Annotated in this window: 23 protein-coding genes; 16 read left to right on the forward strand and 7 right to left on the reverse strand. The window is 39.1% G+C overall.

Going from position 1 to position 22,003, the window contains the following annotated elements; all coding sequences use genetic code 11:
- Positions 1 to 3 precede the first annotated feature (3 nt).
- From AT15_RS01610 to AT15_RS01625, 4 genes are read left to right on the forward strand one after another with little or no spacing between them, the layout of a single operon-like run.
- Entirely contained in the window at positions 4 to 2,178 is a 2,175-nt protein-coding gene (locus AT15_RS01610) for a beta-glucosidase (RefSeq protein WP_235598471.1), read from the forward strand.
- An 18-nt stretch (positions 2,179 to 2,196) separates the two neighbouring features.
- Positions 2,197 to 3,066 carry a glycoside hydrolase family 16 protein gene (locus tag AT15_RS01615; RefSeq protein ID WP_068345667.1) on the forward strand — a complete coding sequence of 290 codons (870 nt, stop codon included), beginning with the start codon at positions 2,197 to 2,199 and terminating at the stop codon, positions 3,064 to 3,066.
- Positions 3,067 to 3,097: 31 nt separating this feature from the next.
- Positions 3,098 to 4,129, forward strand: coding sequence for a LacI family DNA-binding transcriptional regulator (locus tag AT15_RS01620; RefSeq protein ID WP_068345669.1), 1,032 nt, complete (start codon positions 3,098 to 3,100; stop codon positions 4,127 to 4,129).
- 49 nt (positions 4,130 to 4,178) lie between these two features.
- A complete protein-coding gene (locus AT15_RS01625) occupies positions 4,179 to 7,406 on the forward strand; it encodes a cellobiose phosphorylase (RefSeq protein WP_068345671.1) in 3,228 nt (1,075 codons plus the stop codon).
- 154 nt (positions 7,407 to 7,560) lie between these two features.
- Here the strand turns inward: AT15_RS01625 and AT15_RS01630 are convergent, their stop codons facing one another.
- A complete protein-coding gene (locus tag AT15_RS01630) occupies positions 7,561 to 7,740 on the reverse strand; it encodes a hypothetical protein (protein WP_068345673.1) in 180 nt (59 codons plus the stop codon).
- A gap of 136 nt (positions 7,741 to 7,876) precedes the next feature.
- On the opposite strand from AT15_RS01630, the gene AT15_RS01635 reads away from it, so the two are divergent.
- The 4 genes from AT15_RS01635 to AT15_RS01650 all read left to right on the forward strand — a co-directional run bounded on the left by AT15_RS01635 (position 7,877) and on the right by AT15_RS01650 (position 11,698).
- A complete protein-coding gene (locus AT15_RS01635; RefSeq protein WP_068345675.1) occupies positions 7,877 to 8,524 on the forward strand; it encodes a cobalamin B12-binding domain-containing protein in 648 nt (215 codons plus the stop codon).
- Between the two features lie 8 nt (positions 8,525 to 8,532).
- A complete protein-coding gene (locus AT15_RS01640; RefSeq protein ID WP_235598472.1) occupies positions 8,533 to 9,681 on the forward strand; it encodes an ABC transporter permease in 1,149 nt (382 codons plus the stop codon).
- Complete coding sequence (locus tag AT15_RS01645) at positions 9,674 to 10,363, forward strand: ABC transporter ATP-binding protein (RefSeq protein ID WP_068345679.1); 690 nt, start codon at positions 9,674 to 9,676, stop codon at positions 10,361 to 10,363. The genes AT15_RS01640 and AT15_RS01645 overlap by 8 nt, the downstream gene beginning before the upstream one ends.
- A 120-nt stretch (positions 10,364 to 10,483) precedes the next feature.
- Positions 10,484 to 11,698, forward strand: a complete 1,215-nt coding sequence (locus AT15_RS01650) for an IS256 family transposase (RefSeq protein WP_068345682.1) — start codon at positions 10,484 to 10,486, stop codon at positions 11,696 to 11,698.
- Between the two features lie 338 nt (positions 11,699 to 12,036).
- On the opposite strand, the gene AT15_RS10250 is transcribed toward AT15_RS01650, so the two are convergent.
- The 3 genes from AT15_RS10250 to AT15_RS01660 are packed head-to-tail and all read right to left on the reverse strand — an operon-like array spanning position 12,037 to position 13,658.
- On the reverse strand, positions 12,037 to 12,210 hold the full coding sequence (locus AT15_RS10250; protein WP_161484642.1) for a hypothetical protein: 174 nt from the start codon (positions 12,208 to 12,210) through the stop codon (positions 12,037 to 12,039).
- Positions 12,207 to 13,304, reverse strand: coding sequence for an AAA family ATPase (locus AT15_RS01655; RefSeq protein ID WP_068345684.1), 1,098 nt, complete (start codon positions 13,302 to 13,304; stop codon positions 12,207 to 12,209). Before AT15_RS01655 ends, AT15_RS10250 begins: the two co-directional genes overlap by 4 nt.
- A gap of 39 nt (positions 13,305 to 13,343) precedes the next feature.
- Positions 13,344 to 13,658: a hypothetical protein gene (locus tag AT15_RS01660; RefSeq protein WP_068345686.1), complete on the reverse strand. Its 315-nt coding sequence runs from the start codon at positions 13,656 to 13,658 to the stop codon at positions 13,344 to 13,346.
- 135 nt (positions 13,659 to 13,793) lie between these two features.
- On the opposite strand from AT15_RS01660, the gene AT15_RS01665 reads away from it, so the two are divergent.
- From AT15_RS01665 to AT15_RS01695, 7 genes are all read left to right on the forward strand, one after another.
- Entirely contained in the window at positions 13,794 to 14,105 is a 312-nt protein-coding gene (locus tag AT15_RS01665; protein WP_068345687.1) for a type II toxin-antitoxin system RelE/ParE family toxin, read from the forward strand.
- An 11-nt stretch (positions 14,106 to 14,116) separates the two neighbouring features.
- The gene (locus AT15_RS01670) at positions 14,117 to 15,283 is read left to right on the forward strand and encodes a HigA family addiction module antitoxin (protein ID WP_068345689.1); all 1,167 of its coding nucleotides are present in this window, start codon (positions 14,117 to 14,119) and stop codon (positions 15,281 to 15,283) included.
- 517 nt (positions 15,284 to 15,800) lie between these two features.
- On the forward strand, positions 15,801 to 16,571 hold the full coding sequence (locus AT15_RS01675) for a DUF6577 family protein (protein ID WP_068345691.1): 771 nt from the start codon (positions 15,801 to 15,803) through the stop codon (positions 16,569 to 16,571).
- On the forward strand, positions 16,568 to 17,647 hold the full coding sequence (locus AT15_RS01680) for a nucleotidyl transferase AbiEii/AbiGii toxin family protein (protein ID WP_068345693.1): 1,080 nt from the start codon (positions 16,568 to 16,570) through the stop codon (positions 17,645 to 17,647). Before AT15_RS01675 ends, AT15_RS01680 begins: the two co-directional genes overlap by 4 nt.
- A complete protein-coding gene (locus tag AT15_RS01685; RefSeq protein WP_068345695.1) occupies positions 17,628 to 18,017 on the forward strand; it encodes a four helix bundle protein in 390 nt (129 codons plus the stop codon). The genes AT15_RS01680 and AT15_RS01685 overlap by 20 nt, the downstream gene beginning before the upstream one ends.
- A gap of 48 nt (positions 18,018 to 18,065) precedes the next feature.
- The gene (locus AT15_RS01690) at positions 18,066 to 18,662 is read left to right on the forward strand and encodes a type IV toxin-antitoxin system AbiEi family antitoxin domain-containing protein (protein ID WP_084251386.1); all 597 of its coding nucleotides are present in this window, start codon (positions 18,066 to 18,068) and stop codon (positions 18,660 to 18,662) included.
- Positions 18,659 to 19,561, forward strand: a complete 903-nt coding sequence (locus AT15_RS01695) for a nucleotidyl transferase AbiEii/AbiGii toxin family protein (RefSeq protein WP_068345697.1) — start codon at positions 18,659 to 18,661, stop codon at positions 19,559 to 19,561. Before AT15_RS01690 ends, AT15_RS01695 begins: the two co-directional genes overlap by 4 nt.
- A gap of 142 nt (positions 19,562 to 19,703) precedes the next feature.
- Here AT15_RS01695 and AT15_RS01700 read toward each other — a convergent pair whose 3' ends face one another.
- A complete protein-coding gene (locus AT15_RS01700) occupies positions 19,704 to 19,889 on the reverse strand; it encodes a hypothetical protein (RefSeq protein ID WP_068345699.1) in 186 nt (61 codons plus the stop codon).
- A 114-nt stretch (positions 19,890 to 20,003) separates the two neighbouring features.
- On the opposite strand from AT15_RS01700, the gene AT15_RS01705 reads away from it, so the two are divergent.
- Positions 20,004 to 21,365 (forward strand): ATP-binding protein, encoded by a 1,362-nt coding sequence (locus AT15_RS01705; RefSeq protein WP_161484643.1) that lies wholly within the window; start codon positions 20,004 to 20,006, stop codon positions 21,363 to 21,365.
- A gap of 184 nt (positions 21,366 to 21,549) precedes the next feature.
- Here AT15_RS01705 and AT15_RS01710 read toward each other — a convergent pair whose 3' ends face one another.
- Together AT15_RS01710 and AT15_RS10485 are read right to left on the reverse strand one after the other, a co-directional pair.
- Positions 21,550 to 21,738: a hypothetical protein gene (locus tag AT15_RS01710; RefSeq protein WP_153019676.1), complete on the reverse strand. Its 189-nt coding sequence runs from the start codon at positions 21,736 to 21,738 to the stop codon at positions 21,550 to 21,552.
- Positions 21,692 to 21,814, reverse strand: coding sequence for a hypothetical protein (locus AT15_RS10485; protein WP_268766416.1), 123 nt, complete (start codon positions 21,812 to 21,814; stop codon positions 21,692 to 21,694). Before AT15_RS10485 ends, AT15_RS01710 begins: the two co-directional genes overlap by 47 nt.
- Positions 21,815 to 22,003 lie beyond the last annotated feature (189 nt).

Consider the following 22,003-nt stretch of genomic DNA (forward strand, 5'->3'; position numbering starts at 1 on the left):
TATATGAACATGAAAAGAGGTGCGCCTGTTATGAAGGAAATAATTGACATCGAAAAGATTGTTTCCAGTATGACTCTTGACGAGAAAGTTCATTTTGTCGTAGGTGTAGGCATGCTTGACCATAATGACAATCCAAAAGGCAAGGTATATGGCAGTGCGGGAGAAACATTGGAGATAAAGAGATTGGGATTGCCTAATAGCGTTTTAGCAGACGGGCCTGCCGGTCTTAGAATATATCCGGAGCGAGAAGGTGATGATAGAACTTATTATACTACCGCTTTTCCTGTAGAAACAATGATTGCCTCAACCTGGAATAGAGAAATCTTATGGAAAGTCGGTGAAGCGATGGGTGAAGAGGTCAAGGAATACGGGGTTGATATTCTATTAGCGCCTGCTGTAAATATCCATCGCAATCCTTTGTGTGGAAGAAATTTTGAATATTACTCCGAAGACCCCCTCCTTTCAGGTGAAATGGCAGCTAATTTTGTTATGGGACTTCAAGCAAAAGGTGTTGGGGCATGTGTTAAGCACTTTGTGGCGAATGAGCAGGAAACAAACAGGATGACAATTGATACAATTGTTTCCGAACGCGCCTTGCGAGAAATTTATTTGAAACCTTTTGAAATTGTAATAAAGAAAGCCCGTCCCTGGACGATAATGAGCTCTTACAACAAGCTAAAGGGTTATTATACCTCAGAAAATAAATGGCTATTAACAAATATTCTTCGCGAAGAGCTGGGATTTGAAGGCTTTGTTATGACTGATTGGTTTGCAGGAAGTAATGGAGCCAAACAGATTCTCGCCGGCAATGACTTAATAATGCCCGGTAAGAGTTATCAATTTTTGCCACATAGAACTGATGAAACGGAGGATATATTTAAGGCTCTTGAAAGTGGAGAGCTATCTGAAAAAATTCTGGATGAAAGAATCAAAAAGATACTAAGCGTGCTCGTAAAAACCCCTTCATATAACTCTTATAGCTATTCTAACTCACCTGACCTGAAAAAACACGCCGAGGTTTCTTATGAAGCAGGCTGTGAGGGAGTGGTATTGCTCAAAAACAACTATGCACTTCCCATTTCAAAGGATACTCCATTTGTTGTATTTGGAACAGGTCAGATTGAAACGGTTCGCGGAGGGACAGGAAGCGGTGAAACCCACCCGGAGTATACGATAAATTTAATAGACGGGATAAATGAAAGAAATCTGAACATAGATAAAGAAATCGTAGAATTTTATAGTTCAAAAGTGAAGGAATTCAGAGAAGGCGATTATAAGATTTCATATGGTAGTTGGAATGAAGAAATAAAGCCAAAATTGCCCGAAAATCTCTTCGATCGTGATGACTATGAAAAAATATCCCGGAGAAACGATGTCGCTTTTATAGTTATATCAAGGATTTCAGGAGAAGGAAAAGACAGAAGCCTTGAAAAAGGTGATTACTACTTAACGGATGACGAGAAGGAAATGCTCCGGACAGTTTCAGAAGTTTTCAGAAGCAAAGGCAAAAAAACTGTTGCAGTTTTGAATATAGGCGGACCAATAGAAATGGAAAGCTGGAAAGACTATTGCGATGCCATATTGGTTCTCTGGCAACCCGGTCAGGAGGCGGGAAGAATATTCGCTGACGTAATCCGTGGTGTTGTAAATCCATCCGGAAAGTTACCCACAACTTTCCCTAGAAATTATGATGACATCCCATCAAAATCCTTTCCCGGCGAACCAGCGGAAAACCCTGTAAGAGTTGTTTACGATGAAGGGATATATGTTGGGTATAGATATTATGATACATTCAGGGTACAGCCGGTCTATGAATTCGGTTTCGGGCTTTCTTACACGGAATTTGAATATAGCGACCTCAACCTGAAAAAAAATGGAGAAAAAATTGTCTTATCATTCAAAGTGAAAAACACTGGAAATTTTGCCGGTAAAGAGGTAGCTCAGGTATATGTAAAAGCCCCACGAGTAAAAATCGACAAACCGTATCAGGAACTCAAGGCTTTCGAGAAAACCAATCTTCTTGCCCCGGGGGAAGAGCAACGAATTTCCATAGAGATTCAATATCCTGAACTGGCTTCATATGATGGATATAATTGGGTTGTGGAAGAAGGTGAATACGAATTTAGAATAGGTTCTTCTTCAAGGGACATAAGATTAGTGGGCAAAATTAGCCTATAAGTATAAGGAGGATCCAGGATGACAAAGTCGTTTCTATCCATAAGTCTGGTTTTGGTTATTTCGTTCATTTTATTGGGAGCTTCGTCTTTACTATCTGCAAAATCCTCTCAATCACCGGAGGCGCAAAAAATGATAGACGATCCAAGATGGACTTTAATATGGGCAGATGAATTTGAAGCCGAAGAATTAAATACCAGCAATTGGAGATTTGATATTGGAAACAAAAATGGATGGGGAAATGCTGAACTGCAATATTATACAGAAGGAAATAATCTTAGCTTTGAAAATGGAATGCTCGTTATTGAAGCCCGCAGGGAAGATGTATATGAAAGCAACCGACTGTATAACTACACTTCAACAAGGCTTAAAACAGAGGGTAAATTTTCATTTCAATACGGGAGAGTAGAAGCAAGAATCAAATTTCCCTATGGTAAGGGGCTCTGGCCAGCATTCTGGATGCTTGGTGATAATTTCAGATATGTAGGCTGGCCCATGTGTGGAGAAATAGATATAGTGGAGTTTCTGGGACATGACAAGTGGACCGTTTATGGAACTCTGCATGGCCCTAATTATAGCGGTTCAAGTGGAATAAGTGGTAAATATAGGTTGGATCAATTGAACTCTCCTTCCTTTGTTGATGAGTTTCATGTGTTCGGAATCATGTGGGACGAAGAAGAAATAATCTGGTATATCGACGACATTATTTATCACAGAGTTAGGCGGGAAGCAATAGAAAACAGGAATGACCTTTGGGTTTTTGACGGAGAATTTTTTATCATACTGAATCTTGCAGTAGGAGGGTACTGGCCAGGTTATCCTGATTTCGACACGCCGTTTCCAGCAAGAATGTATGTAGATTATGTAAGGGTCTATCAGTGGAATGATTAAGTAAAACCAGGACAGATCGTGAGGGGATTTTATGGCAAATATACGCGAAGTAGCAAAACTTGCGAAGGTTTCTATTGCTACAGTTTCAAGAGTGTTGAATGGCCGCGACAATGTCTCACCTGAAACCAGGAGCAAAGTCTTTAAAGCCATAAAGGAGCTAAAATATAAACCCGCTTTTTCGTTCAGAGAAAAGGATCTCGCCTTTCAAAACACGATAGGGGTGTTGATACCGGATATCAGAGGATATCATTACAGTGATATCGTAATGGCTATTGAGGAATATGCGTACAGCAAGGGGTTTGATTTAATGCTGGCGTTACCAAAGTGGGAAGTAAACATTGAAGAACATGTGCTCGATCAATACTTCAGAAGGAAAATTGATGGTGTCATTTTGGGCGAACTCTTTGGAGGGGAAGAACTGATAAAAAGATTTGAAAGAAGCGGGGTTCCGATAGTCGTAATGGACTTTGTCGTGGATGAAATCAATTTTGATGTGGTTAATGCCGACAATGTAACCGGGGGTTACCTTGCAATAAAGTATCTATATGATCATGGACACAGAAAAATCCTGGTTCTCCCCGGTCCCAAAGTTTCACCAGCAGCCATTGATAGAGAGCGGGGAATTAAAAGGTTCCTTAATAGGCTTCCGGGTGAAGAAAACCTGGAGATATACTTCTCACAGACAAGGGGTTATAACTCCGAGGATGGGTGGACAGGAGTAAAGGAACATCTCCAGAAAAACGGACTTAATTTCACAGCTATATTTGCAGTTAATGATTGGACTGCAATAGGAGCAATCAATGCCCTAAAAGAAGAGGGAATAAGAGTTCCCGATGACGTTTCAGTGATAGGATTCGATGATGCGCCATTTGCCCAATATATAAGTCCAAGGCTTACAACTATATTGCAACCCCGTGTGGAAATGGGTAAAGTTGCTGCTCAAATGCTAATAGAGAGAATCACAGAAAAGCATCAAAGATTACCCAGGAATGTAATACTTCCCACTAAAATAGTCGAAAGAGAATCCGTTAAAAACATAAGAACAGCTAATCAAAAGCTTTGAAGAATCAAAAGCATTAGAGCAGAATTGGCTTTAAGGAGGCGATATGTACATGGCCAGCAACAACAAGTATTACTTCGACAAAAAAGATAGATTTGTAATTGATGACTATAATCACTCAAAACCATTTTCCAGCTTCTTACCCGGGATTGCTGGCAAGAAAGGAATACCTATGTGGGTATTCTACGTTAACAGAGGACAATGCATAGCCTCATTTGGTATAAACAACAAAGACAACCCTATCATGGAATTCTTCCCTGCTTTTAGAGCATATATGAACGTGGAAATTCTGGGCTTTAGAACCTTTATAAAAGAGCGCAATTCTATATATGAACCTTTTACAACAAAAGCAGCAAAAGGCATTTCGCAAAGAATGCATATCGGAACAAAGGAACTTGAAATATGGGAGCAATCCACTGAAACCGGTATTGAAACCAGGGTGCTTTATTATACTCTGCCCATGGAAAAAATAGCGGCTTTAATCAGGAAAACAACCATCAGAAATATTTCAGGTTTTGTAAAGAATCTGGAGATTCTTGACGGCCTTCCTTCAATCTTACCCTTCGGAATGAACGATTATGGAATAAAGCACGTAGGGAATACGTTGAGAGCATGGATGGACGTATATAACTTGAAAAGCAAAGTCCCTGTTTTTAAATTAAGGTCATCCGCAGAAGACACAGTTAATGTTTCTGAATTCGAAGAAGGAAATTTCTACTTATCATTGAAAAGCCATAATGGCAAAAGCGAGCTAGTGATGCCAATTGTGGATCCGAATCTGGTTTTTGGTATGAGAACCTCAATGAACTTTCCGGAGGCCTTCTCAAAGGAAAGCCTTGAAAAAATAATGCAAAAAAAGCAAATTACTTCCAACAAAATCCCGGGCGCATTTTCGCCCGTTATAACCCATTTGATGCCAGGTGAAGAAGTTTCAATTTACTCTGTTATTGGCCATGCTCCTGATATCTCCATTATCCATGAATACACCAATAAATTCATGGAAGAAAGCTATTTCACATCGAAATACAGAGAAGGAAACGCGTTGATTGAAGAAATAGTAAACGACGTATACACCAGAACATCTTCAAAACTATTCGACAAATACTGCCAGCAAACTTATCTAGATAACCTTTTAAGGGGTGGATATCCTCTCGTGTTTTCAAAGGGGAAAAAAGTATATCACATCTATTCCCGAAAACACGGTGACCTTGAAAGAGACTACAACTACTTTGTGCTGCTTCCGGAGTATTATTCAAGCGGGAATGGGAATTATAGGGATATCAATCAAAATAGAAGGGAAGAAGTATTCTTCAATCCGGAGGTTGAAAGGTATAATATAAAATTCTTCACCAATCTTATCCAAGCTGATGGGTATAACCCTCTTGTTATTAACGGTGTGAAGTATTACATTACTCCAGAAAATCTAACTCTCCTTGACGACATGATTGAGAACTCTGAAGACACAGAAAAACTGAAGGGATTTTTAATAAAGGGATACTTCACTCCCGGAAAAGTAGCCAGTTTGATTGAGAGGAAAAACATAAAACTGAAAGTTCCAGAAGATGAATTCATAAGAAAGCTGATAGAAATTTCCGAAGAAGAAGTTGATGCAGTTCATGGCGAAGGTTACTGGACTGATCACTGGACATATAACCTCGATCTTATAGAAAGCTACCTTGAGGTATATCCAGAAAATAAAAAAGAATTGCTTTTTGACGATTGTGACTACACATATTATGATAATGCAATGGTGGTTCTTCCTCGAAGCAGAAGATATGTCCTCGTAGATGAAAAGCATAAAAAAATCAGGCAATATAACTCCCTTATCAAGGACCCGGAAAAAGAAAAGCTAATCGAATCTAGAGAAATTCAAAAAAATATCATGCGACAAGACCATAGCAAGGGAGAAATATTTAGAACAAATCTTATAACCAAATTGATAAACCTTGCGGCAATAAAATTTGCGACACTTGATCCTTATGGAATGGGAATCGAGATGGAAGCCGGAAAGCCTGGCTGGTACGACGCGCTAAACGGATTGCCCGGGCTTTTTGGCTCTTCAGTGGCAGAAGCATTTGAGCTTTCAAGATTATTAGGCTTTCTGGTAAAGGCTTTAAGAGAGTTCTCAAGTGAAAAAATACCACTTCCGAAAGAGGTTCTGTGGCTGATCAATGAACTTGAAAAATCCATTGAAGCATATGAAAACTCATCGGATGATACCAGAGATCATCAATTCTGGGAAACCATCTCAAACATAAGAGAAAAATATCGTTCCGAAATCAGGCTTGGATTTGATGGAAAGACAGTACCCGCAGGAGCCATAGACATATCCAGAATACTTAATAGATTTAACAAAAAACTCATACATCGCCTGAATAAAGCAATAGAAGAAAACAATGGCATTATGCCCACTTACTTTTACTATGAACCCGAAGCCTTTGAAGTGCTTGGAAATCCTTCAGATAGTGGAGAAAAAAATGTAAGAATTCTTCGATTTACTCAAAGAAAAATGCCTCTTTTCCTTGAAGGAATAGTCAGAGGATTTAAAGCTTATGATGACAAAGATTTTCTTAAAAATGTCTATATCAAAGTGAAAAATAGCGGATTATTCGACAAGGAGCTAAAAATGTACAAAGTAAATGCTTCTCTTGAAAATGAAACGATTGAAATTGGAAGGGCCAGGGCATTTACCCCCGGCTGGTTAGAAAATGAATCAATCTGGCTTCATATGGAATATAAATACATGCTGGAACTGTTAAAGAGAGGACTCTATGAAGAATTCTACGAGGATTTTGAAAATGTACTGATTCCTTTTATGAAACCGGACGTTTACGGTAGAAGCCCGTTAGAAAATTCTTCATTTATCGCAAGTAGTGCAAATCCTGACAGATCAATAATCGGAACGGGCTTTGTCGCCAGACTGAGCGGCTCAACTGCTGAATTTCTGAGCATCTGGAAATTAATGTTCGTGGGAAAAGAGCCCTTCAGATATGAAAATGGAAAACTTACTCTTACATTCCGTCCAAAATTGCCCGGATGGTTATTTGACGAAGAAGGAAAAGTATCATTCAAATTTTTAGGAAGATACAACGTAACCTATCATAATCCAGATAAAATAAACACTTTTGTAGAAGAAAAACTTGATACGTCAAAATGGAAAATTTATATCCGCGACACCAACGGAAAAGAGTATGAGCTAAATGGAAATATCATTGAAGAGCCTTATTCCCGGATGATTAGAGACGGAAAAGCAAAGGAGATAAACGTACATATCTCTTAGATAGCTAAGAAAGCAACAAAAGCGTGGTAGGGCAAAGAAGAACAAAGACGAGAAACGAACATCATCACCGGCGAAGAGTTATTCCGCAGGAATGCAGAGCCGTGACAAAGTCACGCATGGCCTGGGCGGAGCCTAGCACCTCGGCATTCGATCCTTAGTATTTGATCCTCGCCTTACCAGCAGTCGTTCCATCAGCTGTCGTTCCACCAACAGTCGTACCATCAGCAGTCGCATTACCAATTGTCGCCTCACCAGCTGTCGTTCCACCAACAGTCGTATCATCAGCAGTCGCATTACCAATTGTCGCCTCACCAGCTGTCGTTCCACCAATCACCTTTCCATCAGTTTACAGACTCCACGCAGGTGTTTATAATTAGTAATTTTTATCGACATAGTATGATAACATTAAGTCAAACGATGGCTATAATATATTTCGATAAGATGATAACTATTTAAGGAAGGAGATAAGTATGAGTATTTACGAAGAATTCGTTGAAATTCTGCATACCTTTGATAAAGAAAAGGCATTTAATTTTGCAGTGGATTTACTCAACAATGGAGCGTTTAGGGTTGTTGACTTGTATGAAAAGCTGCTAATTCCCGCTTTAAATAGCTGGGACTGCGATCACGAAAACAACAAGTTATGCATATGGCAAGAGCATATAATGAGTTCAATAGTGAGATCAATAATTGAAGCCTGCTATCCATTTGTGCTTAAAGAAAGATCAAAGATTGAAACTAACCACGAGCCCTCTGTAGCCGTCGTATGCCCACCGGATGAGCAACATGAGTTGGGAGCAAGAATAGTATCTGATTACTTTACTTTGAACGGCTTTAAAACGGTTTTCGTAGGTAGCAATACACCCGTGGAAGCCTTTATAGAAGCTCTTAAAGAATATAGGTTTGACTTCATAGCAATAAGTGTCACAAATTTCTATCACCTCTTCAAAACCAAAAAGCTTATTAAAGAAATAAAGCAGGCTTTTCCTGAAGCAAAAATTATCTTAGGAGGGCAGGCGCTCAGTAAAGGTAGCAAAGAATTCTTAGAGCTTGGAGCCGATTATTTTATTGAGGACATCCATGATATCTCAAAATTGAAAGGAAATGATAAAGTATGAGGCTGGCATTGAAGATCGCTTTAAGATTTCTTGCATCGAGCAAAAAGCAAACATTGTTTATAATATTGGGAATTGCAATCGGAGTGGCTGTGCAGGTTTTTATCGGTTCGCTCATTCAGGGTTTGCAGGAAAGTCTTATTGATAGCACGGTAGGAAATTCGTCACAGATTACAATTAACCCACCTGATAACATTAACTATATTGATAATTGGGATGAAATCATTTCCATGCTGGAGAATTCAGAGGAACTCTCACAGGAAATCACTGCTATATCACCAGTGGTTGAAATGCCAGTTTTTGTAATCTTGAGCTCCAGCGTGAATTCTCTGCTTAGAGGTTTTGATTTTAGCCGTGCGGAAGATATTTACGAGTTTTCGTCAAAAATTGTAGGACAGTTACCTGAAAACGCGAATGAAGTTCTTATCGGGAAGGAGTTTTCTGAAGAGCATGGCATTTCAATAGGCAATACTATATTGCTTGCAAACTCCTCCGGCGAAAACAGGGAATTCAAAGTAAGTGGGATTTTTGATCTAAATGTTGCCAGCTTAAACAAAAGCTGGCTAATTGGAAATATCAAATCGGTGCAAAGCTTTTCTGGCCTTGGAAATGGAGTATCCAGGATTGAAATGCAAATAAGCGATGTGTTTATAGCCGATGAATTTGCTTTGGATATAGCCAGAAAAATTGGCCAATCTTTGAATATAACTAACTGGAAGGATCAAAACAAACAACTACTGTCTGGACTGCAAGGGCAAAGCATTTCCAGCCTTATGATTCAGGTTTTTGTGCTTGTTGCTGTTGCATTAGGTATTTCAAGTATTCTGGCGATTTCGGTTGTTCAGCGTTCAAAACAAATTGGCATACTTAAAGCAATGGGCCTCAAAGACTCTACAACAAGCCTTATTTTCTTGTTTCAGGGGCTTATACTGGGCGTATTTGGGGCAGTTTTTGGAATATTATTTGGTCTTGGACTGTCTTATTCTTTCACTAAATTTGCAGTCAACCCTGACGGAAAACCTGTGGTGGAACTGTTGATTGATCCAGCTTTCATAGCAATTTCAGCCGTTATTGCAGTTCTTGTGGCTGTTGTAGCGGCCGTTTCACCAGCAAGAAAATCTTCGAAGCTGAGTCCGGTAGAGGTGATAAGAAATGGCTAATATTATCGAGCTTAAAAATATTGACAAGTTCTACGGCAAAGAAATAAAGACACAGGTTTTGTTCAACATAAATCTTGATATCCAGGAAGGATCTTTTATTTCTATAATTGGACAATCTGGAAGCGGGAAAAGCACTCTTATGAACATCATGGGTACCCTGGATAAACCAACAAATGGTGAGGTATTAATTGAAGGGGTATCAACCAATAAAATGAAAAAGAACAGGCTTGCTGAAATCAGGAATAAAACCATCGGGTTTGTATTTCAGTTTCACTATCTAATTCCTGAATTTACAGCTCTGGAAAATATCCTTATGCCTTACTATATTTCAAATTCCAAACCTCCCAAAGAAGTAATTGATAGAGCATTAGAATTAACAAATCTTGTCGGGATATACAACGTGAAAGATAACCCCGCAAATAAAATGTCCGGTGGACAACAGCAGCGAACTGCAATAGCAAGAGCGTTAATGAATAATCCGAAAATTGTTCTCGCTGACGAACCAACAGGAAATCTCGATAGTGATACGACAGAATCTGTTTACAGAACACTCAGAAAAATTCACGAGGAATACAATACAACCTTTGTAATTATCACCCATGACAGAAAGATTGCGGAAAGAACAGACAGAATAATTGAGCTGAGGGATGGAAGGATAGAAATGGATGTATCAGTAGGCTAATCGGCTCTCTGTTTCCTCTGTCGTACCATCATCAGTCGCTCTGCCAACAGAGGCCTGTTAGGAATTTTGTGTAAACTCCCTCCATATGAGAGAATAACAAAAAGCTAAGGAGGGAGAAAGATGGGAAACATTGACAAAGGGATATTGAGAAAGCTGGTAAGGGAGAGGAAATTAAAGACTGCAGAAGAAGCGGAAGAATTGGTTAAAGAACTCTTTGGCGATGTCATTAAAGAAATGCTAGAAGCAGAACTGGAAGAAGAGCTTGGATATTCCAAACACGATTACAGGAACAAAGAAACGGATAACTCCCGTAACGGTTATACGAAAAAGACGGTCAACAGTTCATATGGAAAAATAGAGCTTTCGATTCCCCGTGATCGCAAAGGGGAATACGAGCCGATGGCGGTCAAGAAACACCAACGGAGTATAGCTTCCATAGAAGACCGCATATTATCCATGTATGCCCGTGGGATGACCTACAAGGACATACAGGCACATATGGAAGAGATATACGGTTCAACACTTTCTACAGAAAGCATAAGCAGGATAACAGACAAGATAATCCCCATCATATCCGAATGGAGGAACAGGCCCCTTGAAGACGTATACAGCATCATCTACATGGATGCGGTCTTTTACAAAGTCACAGAGAGCAACCAGATAAAAAACAAAGCCTTGTACATAGCCTTTGGGATAAATCTGGAAGGCATGAAGGAAGTACTGGGGATATGGATAGCAGAAAGCGAGAGTTCAAAATACTGGTTGGGAGTGTTGAACGAACTGAAGAACCGAGGGGTAAAGGGAGTGATGTTCTTTTCCATAGACGGATTGGTGGGAATGGAGGAAGCGATAGGGGCAGTGTATCCACAGGCAAAAATCCAGCGATGTGTAGTACACCAGATAAGGTATTCCATGAAATTCGTGAGCTGGAAAGACAGGAAGGCATTCGCTGCTGATTTGAAAAAGGTGTACAAGGCAGATACAAAGGAAGCGGCTTGGAATGCATTGCTGGCCTTCGAAGAAAAATGGGGACAGAAATATCCCTTCAGCATAAAAAGCTGGAAAGACAACTGGGAATCTCTCACGACGTATTTTGCCTATCCTCAGGAGATAAGGACCTTGATTTATACGACAAACCCCATAGAATCGGTAAACAGGCAATTGAAGAAGGTAACGAAGAACAGGGGTGTATTTCCTAATGACACGGCACTCATGAAACTGGCATATTTAGCCATTAACAACATATCCAAAAAATGGACAGTGAGATTGAGGGATTGGAATAAAATCCTCGCTGTCCTCGTGATAGAATTCGATTGGGTGAAATCCTATGTCTAATCTGGTGTTCGGAGTTTACACAAAAAAAGTTATACACCCTTTTTTCGAGCTTTTCTTGCATCTGTTGAAATACAAAGCCCAGCGAAAATACGAAACATAAGTTCAGACAAACCAGATAATCATTTCCTTTCCCTGGCTATCGAAGAATCTGCATTGTTTATAACCGGTGACAAACTCGCTGTGGAATGCGGAAAGAAAGCCGGGATACTTGCCATGACCCCATCAGAATTTCTCGAAGTTTAATAGGGTTGAGATATTTTGCCCGGACTCCAGACTCTCAGTTCTCGAGGTACTCTCTCGGTCAAACCCCAGACCTGTGTTTTTCAAAGCTTTCACACTCAACCTACAACCCACAACGAACCCGTAGCCCCACCAACAGTCGTACTATCATCAGTCGCTCCATCAATTGTCGTATTATCAACAGTCGCTCTACCAACAGTCGTATCACCAGCTGTCGCTCCATCAACAGTCGTATCACCAATTGTCGTTCCTCGAATCTGTATGTATCTCACTTCATCCTCATCTCTTTACAAACATATTCCATAACTGGATCAGGGAATAAATAGCGTTTTACTCCATCAACATATTTTTGCTCCAAAAAGCTCTGCTTAACGAGTGTATTCAAAATCTTGCTCAACGTAGGGTCTGAAATAGTTCCGAAGTTATTTTCAATATAAGTTCTTATTTGATTGAATCTGTTTATATGTAGTGAAACGGCCTTGAGAACATAACCATAGTTCGTTGATCTATTAATAAGCGCACTCAGTTCTTTTTCTACTAACTTTTTTGCCAGCTCTTTTGTTTTTTCCAGTGCATTTACAGGATCTTCCTTATAATAAATATATCCATATATAGATAAATACCCCACAATACCATCGAGCTCATCAACTACCCTTTCTAAACTCTTCTCAGAAACATCAATTGCTAATTCTTCAAACCCCTTTCTTAAAAATTCAAGAGATTTGTCTTTAGAAAACCTCTGTAACCTTATCTCGCTTAAATATCTCCCAAATAGGGGTGCATCTGGATCATCTATTCCCAAAAAGTCATGCAATAAACCTATTTCAGAGCCTGTAAGAACAATGACAAAATTCTTCAAGTTATCGTATATATAAGCAAAAAGGTTAAGCAAATCCTTCCCGCCTTTTCTATAGAACCGCAAATTCTGCGCTTCATCAAATGCAAGAACGAACCTCTTGCCTTTTAGCGTTTCGTCGATGCTTTTCAATGCCTCTGCTAAATTCGTTTTCTGCCCTTTACCTTCAATAGATATTTCAAAACCCCCAAAGGAAAGTCCTGATATTGATTTTAAAATCTTCTTCAATTTTCCTAATTTCAGGGTCTTTTCGATCTCTTTGATCAGAGCCCTGTCAAATGCTTCGACATCAATTAGATTATTACGGAAATAAGCTCTGCAATCTATAAAAACATGATAACCATCAAATTCCTCGAGCACAGCTTTAAGGAGTGAAGTCTTTCCAATCCGTCTCAACCCGTCAAGAACAATTAACCTTTCACTCTGCAAAGACTTCTGAAATGCGCTAACCTCCTCTTTCCTGTTGAATATATCTCTTAAAGAATGTTTCGGCTCAATCGAGAACAGCATTGGCAAAACCTCCCTTATATTTAATGGGTACTAAGTTACTTAGTAGGGGTTAAGTAACTTAGCACCCATATTATACCAGACCAGCCCTGCAGCACATACCCTCACAACCATCGTATTATCAATTGTCGCATTATCATTTGTCGTTCCTCCAGTTGTCAGCCTTGCAAGCGTCGTACCATCAATTGTCGTACCATCAACAGTCGCTCCACCAACTGTCGTACCATCATTTGTCGTTCCACCAGTTGTCAGCCTTGCAAGCGTCGTACCATCAATTGTCGTACCATCAACAGTCGCCCCACCAACTGTCGTACCATCATTTGTCGCCGCGCAGCGGCTTAGACGAAGCAAAAGCATGGTATAATAATGTATAGATGTGGATTATGAATGAGCATCATCTGTTTTAATGATTATACATAGTAAGTAACAATAGGTTTGACATTTTTACCTTATAAGTGTAAAATATAAGTGTATTACTCAGGAGGCACTCAATTGGAAACAATTTTCCTGAATAAACACCTTGAAAAACTCTATAAAGAAGCCAAGAAAAATAAAAAATATCCTCTACCTAAATATCTAATAGACAAATACATTGAGGTAGTTGACTTTATCAAAGCGGCAGACACGATAGTAGCTATACGCAGTAGAAGAAGCTATAAATTCGAGAAACTCGCTGGTTATAATAGCAGATATTCGATAAGGCTTAACAAAAAATACCGGCTAGAAATTGAGATTGAGTGGATAGACAATAAACATACAATTGGAATATTTGGAATCGACGAAATTTCAAAACACTATGAATAAAGGTGAGAATCATGGGTGAAATTAGACCAGGAAAAATCATAGGTCCTGGAAAACACATTAAAGATGAAATTGAATACCTTGGCTGGACTCAGCAGGATCTCGCTGAGGTCATGGGCGTTTCTTTAAAAACCGCAAACCTATTGATACAAGATAAAACGCCCATAACCTTTGAATTGGCCGTTAAATTAAGCAAAGCTATAGGTGGTACTCCGAATACCTGGTTGAATTTATACAACATGTATAGATCAAGGATCGAAAATCTGGAATCCGAAGAAAACAAGGCGATCGAAGACCGATCTATTCTTTACCAATACCTGCCAATAAGAGAAATGAAAAAAAGAGGCTGGATAGATAACTCCCGTTCTTTCGAAAAAGTAAAAAAATCAATCTTGGGATTTTTCGGAGTGAAGAACCTTGAGGAACTAAAAGAGAAACTCCAAAAGAAAGATCTTGCTCCTGCATTTAGAAGATCTGAAGCACATCAAAACTTCAACGGTTTTTACGCATATACCTGGTTCTTAATGGCAAAAAAGCTTTCAAAGCAAAAAAATTCTGGTTATGCCTATAATAAAGAAAAGCTAGAGGAGTTGGCGTACCAGATCGTAGAATACTCACTTTATCCCGAAGGTATAGAACGATTTCTAGAAGAATTAGAAAACACCGGTGTTAGGTTCATGGTCCTTCCCCATTTACAAAAAACCTATATAGACGGTGCCTCTTATATAGATGAATATGGTCCGGTAATCGTTTACACAAAAAGATACGACAGGATTGACAATTTCTGGTTTACCGTAGCCCACGAAATTGCACACATCCTTTACCACAATTTGGACGATGAAAAACCATTCATTGATAACCTTGCAGATTTAAGCGACAACGAAGCTGAAGTAGAATCGAATAACATTGCCGGCGAATGGCTAAAACGAGATCAAATTCTTGACTACTTCAAAGGCAGCTACGGGTACATATCAGAAGTAAAGGTAAACGACTGTTCAAAAAAATTAAGAATACATCCAGCACTCATTGTAGGAATATTGCAGCATTACGGAAAACTATCCAGAAAGAACCTCAATAGATTCAAAAAGAAAGTTGGTGAGCTAATACCAGAGAAATACTATATAGAAAATAAAAAAGACCAGGTTTTCAGAGCTGAAAAGGAAGAGAAAACTGTGTACTAAGCGATCCAAAAATGATTAGAAATTGCCTTTAGCGGCCCAGCGACTGGTATAAAAAAACCAGTCGCTTTTTGTTTGTTGTCCTGGTTTTTGGGCAAAAACCTACTAAGCGTACACTAAATAACTATCTAAATTTTCAATATATTTCAGTGCATATCCACAACCACCGGCATAATCAGGATTCACATCCCAACCATTCTGACTCGCCATCCTGAGCATGATTCAGGATCTCGTACTTAAGAAAAACAAGATTCTGGATAGAACATCTCCAGAATGAAGGCTTTTTCAACTGCAAAGCAGTTCGTAACAACCCCGAAGTGGTTCGAATCAACTCCGCAGGAGTTCGTGACAACTTTGAAAGAGTTCGGATCAATCCCTAAAGGGATTTGGAGTGCCGCACAGCGGCTCTCTCGCTCAATATCAAAAAATGGTTACATTTATACAGGGAAATGTTATAATAGTAGCGAACAATCTGCACTTTTTGAAATAAGTGCAAAATGTTCGGATGGATGGTGATTCCATGAAATCTCCTTACAGTAGGGCTTACGTTGCCAAACGTTTATTTAGGCTTAGAGAAAGTGGTGTAAAATATATCTCAAAAAAAGAGCTTGTTAAATATTTTAAAAAGCAAAACCCAAAAATTAGTGATAGTACCATAAGAAGAAGAATATACGATTTAAAGAAAAGCGGAGTAATTACAAATTCAGGAAGGGGTCAATATTTAATTGAAAACCGTCCGTCTTTTTTGCCACCTGATTCTGCTTTTTTGAAAAAGGTAGTGAAAAGCCTGACCAAGCGTTTTCCTTACCTAAGTAACTACTGCATATGGGAAACAAAATGGCTTTCTGAATTTACAGTTCATCAGGCATCTTTACCCCTAGTTATACTTGAAGTTGAGCGAGATACTGAAGAATCGGTATTCAACTTCCTTAAAGAATCATATAATAATATCTTCCTAAAACCGGGAATAAAAGAAGTAGAAAAGTATTTCGCTTTTAATGAAAAAAACATAGTGGTAATACCTCTCATATCACAATCGCCCATTTCGAAAATCGGAAATATAAAAATACCAAAAACAGAAAAAATTCTTGTCGACCTTTTCTGCGAAAAGAACTTGTTTATCGCTTACCAGGGTCAAGAACTGATAAACATTTATAAGAACGTAATCAAAAAATACGCCTTTAATAGGACCACTTTTTGGTCATACGCTAAGCGAAGAAAAAGGTACAATCAAATTCGAAGGTTCATCCTTGAAAATCATATTGAAGGATTTATGGAGGAAGAAAATTGATCAAGAAATCATCTTTTTCTAAAAAGTGGATAATTAGCAGACGGAAAATATACAAACGCAATGATCCTTCGATCATTGAAAAAGCAATTAGAGCTCTTAGCTTGGTTGAAAAACTTAAGTCATCAGAGATGAGCTTTGTTTTTAAGGGTGGGACTTCTTTGCTTCTTTTATTAAAAGAATTCAATAGATTTTCGATCGACGTTGATATTATATTCAACGGAAAGCCTGAAGATTTGGAAAAATTCTTGCCAAAGATCATCGATGGTGAATGTTTTACTCACTATGAAAAAGATATCAGAAAAAACAACAATAACATACCAAAATCTCACTTCAAATTCTTCTACAACTCAACAATAAACAACAGAGAAAATTATATTTTATTGGATGTATTGTTTGAAAAAGAAAACTATCCCGAAAAGGTTGTTGTCCCGATAGAACATAATTTGCTGGACACGGAAGGACGTACGGTAGAAGTTGTCGTACCAAGTATCGATTCTATCCTCGGAGATAAATTAACCGCTTTTGCACCAAACACCACTGGCATTTCCTATGGAGTAGGTAAGGAAGCAGAGATAATCAAACAACTCTTTGATGTTGGTACTCTTTTCGACCATTGTGAAAACATTTCGATGGTAAGAACTTCCTTTAATGTGACGGCCCAAAAAGAAATTGGCTATAGAGGAAATAGGAACTCTTTTGAAGATGTTCTCAATGATGCATTCGATACCTCTCTTATTATTCCTTATAGAGGAGCAGTAGGTAGTGAGAAATTTAGAAAATTACAACGCGGGATAACTTCTTTTTCTTCATATGCTTTCAATAACAGATTCAATCTAGACCAAGCAATAAACAAAGCGTCAAAAGCAGCTTATTTATCACAGCTTGTATTATCGAATATCAATGACTTTGAACGTTACAACCCTTCGATCAACTTAGAGAAAATATTTATTGAAAACCCTAAATACAGCAAGCTTAACAGAATCAAAAAAACTGACCCTGAAGCATTTTTTTATTTCAAAAAAGCAATAGAACTTCTGGAAGAAAAGAAGGCCACCCATGGACGTCGAAAAACTTGAAGTCTGGCAACATTCAATGGAGCCGGCAGCCAAAGCATACGAAATAACAGTCAAATTCCCAAAGCACGAAATGTACAGCCTCGCCGATCATATGGAGAGAGTTTACACAAAATTCCTAACAGATCCTATTTCCCAAACTCTTAGGCTTTCAGTTCTCGAGGAACTCTCGGTCAAACCCAAACCCATATTTTCAAAGCTTTCACACACAACCTACAACCAACAACCCACAACGAACCCGCCGCCCCAGGCGCAGAGCCATTCCGCAGGAATGCAAAGCCTTTACGAAGTAAAGCATAACCTGAGCAAAGCTCAGCATAGCCACTGCCTTGCAGCACCCAGCCTCAGCATATTCAAATTTGGTTCTTTTTAACTACCAGTGTATAATAATGGTAGTAATATAGATCCAAGGTGGTGGGTTATGAGTAAAATTCTCGATTTCTTCAAAAAACACTATGGCTATGCAAGAATGAAAGACCTAAAAGCAAATGGTATACACACAAGGGAGTTAAGAAAACTCCTTGAAGAAGGCACAATAGAAAAGGTGAAAGCAGGACTTTATCGTTTGGCTACTCTCTCCGGCATCAAAATAGTCTCTCTTGTCGATGTATGTCATGCAATCCCTAAGGGAGTAATTTGCCTAATATCTGCCCTTGATTATTATGATCTTACCACCTTCTCTCCCTGGGAAGTCCATGTTGCAATTCCACATGATCTTAAAAAGCCAACAATAGAATATCCACCTGTAAGTTTCTTTCACTTTAGAGAAAACACATACTCCCTCGGTATTGAAACAATCAACACCGAATTTGGACCAATAAGAATCTATAACAGAGAAAAGACTGTTTGTGACATATTCAGGTTCAGGAATAGGTTAGGAGAAGACCTGGCAATCGAAGCGTTGAAAAATTATCTTATCTGGAGTAATGGAAATACCGCACGACTCAGAAAATACATGAAAGCCACAAGAATGGAAAAAATCATGTCACCGTTCATAAAGGGTATGATGCACACATGAACAAAGAAATAAGAAATATGGCCGCATCTGTAAAAGATCGGCTCTTAAGGATTGCCAAATTCAATAAAGTTGATTACACAAGAATATTGCAGCGATATGCCCAAGAAAGGTTTCTCTATCGCCTTTCGGTTTCTAATTTTCGAAGCAATCTTGTTCTTAAAGGTGCCATGATGTTTTTGGCTTATGGATTACCAGATCTCCGACCCACGAAAGACATTGATTTTCTTGGAATTGCTATTTCTAATGAGCCTGATAATATCGAGATGATAATCAAACAAATCTCCTCAATCCCCTGCAACGATGGAATCATTTTTAATGGAGAAAATTTAAAGATTTCCATAATTAAAAAAGATGCGGAGTACAATGGAGTGAGAGTCATCATCCCCTGGAATATCGAAAGAACGAAAGGCAATTTACAACTTGACATAGGCTTTGGAGATCGAATACACAACGGGCCCGTAGAAGTCAGTTTTCCGACACTCATAGATCAGATTCAACCTCTAATAATGGTTTATTCAAAAGAAACCGCTTTAGCTGAAAAACTACAAATAATCGTAAGCCTGAATTATGAAACAAGCAGAATGAAAGACTTCTACGACATCTACTATCTTTGTTCTCACAGTTCGTTCCACTTGAGCAACCTTCGTAAAGCGATTCTCGAAACTTTTGAGAATAGAGGCACTTCATTCCAGGACATAGATACCGTTCTTTCAACAGAGTTCATAACAAACAAAGAAAAACAAACACAGTGGGAAGCATTCCTGGTTAGAAGCAGATTGGATAACAAACTTGATTTCTTAAAACTGATGAAAAAATTGAAAACCTTCCTTGTACCTTTACTCAAATCAAGTGATGATCTTGTCTGGAACCCAAAGCAATGGTGTTGGAACAGATACTGAATAAGAAATGTAGTCATCTTCTCGAACACGTATTCAGTTATACCCTGTACCCGCTCTTTAGCTCGGTAGTCAACCACACGTGGTTCTGGTCAACTCTGAAGGGATTCGTATCTGCCGCACAGCAGCTCTTGGTTCTCTGACCCTAGGATTCTCGGTTTTTTATCGCGTTAGCAACCATCGTACCACCAGCAGTCGTTCTATCATTTGTCGTTCCACCAGTTGTCAGCCTTGCAAGCGTCGTACCATCAATTGTCGTATTATCATTTGTCGCATCACCAACAGTCGTACCATCAGCTGTCGCATTATCAGTTGTCGCCCCATCAATCATCGTACTATCATCAGTCGCCGCACAGTAGCCCTCTCGATTCTCCAATTTTGAAAAAATCAAATTATATAGTATAATCTACATTAGTCTATTCATAATTAGCATGAGGTGAGGGCATTGTTTTACAACAGGATAGAGGAACTCAATACATTAAAGAAGTACCTCAATTCGGATAACCTTGAATTCTTTATACTTTATGGCAGAAGAAGAGTAGGAAAAACTGCTCTCTTGAAAAAAGCAGTATATGGGAAAAAAGGTATTTTCTTTGTCGGAAGACAGGTTACGGGCTCAACTCTTCTGGATGCTTTTTCAAATGAAGTGGCCCGGTTGTTCAATCTTCACGGTGCTACATTCAAAAGCTGGGAAGATGCTTTGAGATTTGTCTTCCAAAAAGCGAAGGATGAAAATATTTATCTCGTTCTTGACGAATTTCAGTATCTGGTTGAAGCCTCCCCCGAATTGCCTTCGATTATTCAAATGCTTGTTGATCATGAAGAATCAAAGATAAAGCTGATCCTTTGTAGTTCGAGCATGAGCTTTATGGAAAAATTGCTTGCTTATAAAAGCCCCGTGTTCGGCAGAAAAACCGGATATATGAAACTCAATCCGGTGAAATTTGAGCATTCCAATGATTTCTTGCCTGATTACGACTTCCACAACCTGATGAAAGCATATGCAATCACTGGTGGGGTCCCACAATATTTGAACCTTTTCGACACAAAAAAGAGCATTTCTCAAAATATCATTGACCTATTTCTGAGCTCAAGTGCACCACTCAAAGAAGAACCCCTTTTCATACTATCCCAAGAGCTAAGGGAGCCAAAGATATATCAAAGCATACTTGAAGCGCTCGCCTTTGGTTACAATCGCCCTGGAGATATTGCCAGCAAAATAGGCTTTTCAGATTCAAGAAAGATTCAGCCATACCTGCATAACCTCATAACATTAAACATAGTTCAAAAAGAAATACCGGTTACCATAAAGAACCCCATCAGAACGAGAAAAGGAATTTACGTAATTTCTGATCCGCTTTTCAGGTTCTGGTATCGCTTTGTTTTTCCTTACCTTCAATACCTTGAATTCGGGCATATTGAGCCGGTAATCGAACAACTTGAAAAGAATTTTGAACAATTTGTCTCCTTCCAATTCGAAAAAGAAGCCAGGATCTTTCTGTCAAGCACACTGGGATTTGACAGAATTGGAAGGTTTTGGGAGAACGACCTGGAGATCGATATAATAGGAAAAAAGAGAGACCAGTGGTTTATTGGTGAATGTAAATGGAGAAATAGAAATATCACCCAAAGCGATTTGAATACACTCTATAAAAAAGAAAAGGCACTCGGTGTAAAGCCTTCGTGCTACATATTAGTCTCAAAAACAGGGTTCAAAAACAATTTAGAAATAATGCAAAACATAATGCTAGTAAAATTAGATCGGGATAAGGGGTGGATTATTGATAAAAAATGCGTATTAAACTAAAAAAATGCCGCAGGCGAACATCATCGACGAAGTCGATCGAGACAACTGCTTGCAGTTCGAGTAAACTCCGCAGGAGTTCGTGACAACTCTGAAAGAGTTCGGATCAATCCCGAAGGGATTCGTATCTGCCGCACAGCAGCCCTCTCGGATCTCGATTCTCAGCTTTCATCAGCACTTGCAAGCCTCAGTCTTCGAGCGTCGCTCCATCATCTGACAGCCTCGCAAGCGTCGTATTATCAATTGTCGCCCCATCAATTGTCGTATTATCAACAGTCGCCCCACCAACTGTCGTATTATCAACAGTCGCTCCACCAGCAGTCGTTCTATCATTTGTCGTTCCACCAGTTGTCAGCCTCTGCAAGCGTCGCTCCATCAACTGTCGCTCCACCAACAGTCGTATCACCAGTTGTCGTATTATCATCAGTCGCTCCACTACCCCCAATAACCAAACAAAAAAATCCTTGACATCCCACACCGAAAAATTCTATACTTACTTATGGCCAATCTCAACTTATGCACTTCGAGTTAACAAAATAAAGAAAAGAAAAACAGGTCATTGAAAAAGGCACGGAATCATCGTATATTCGTGGTGAGCAAACCATACGAAAGGATGATTGCATGCCCACCACGAATATATC

Origin of the sequence: Kosmotoga arenicorallina S304, from assembly GCF_001636545.1 — a bacterium.
Lineage (GTDB): Bacteria > Thermotogota > Thermotogae > Petrotogales > Kosmotogaceae > Kosmotoga_B > Kosmotoga_B arenicorallina.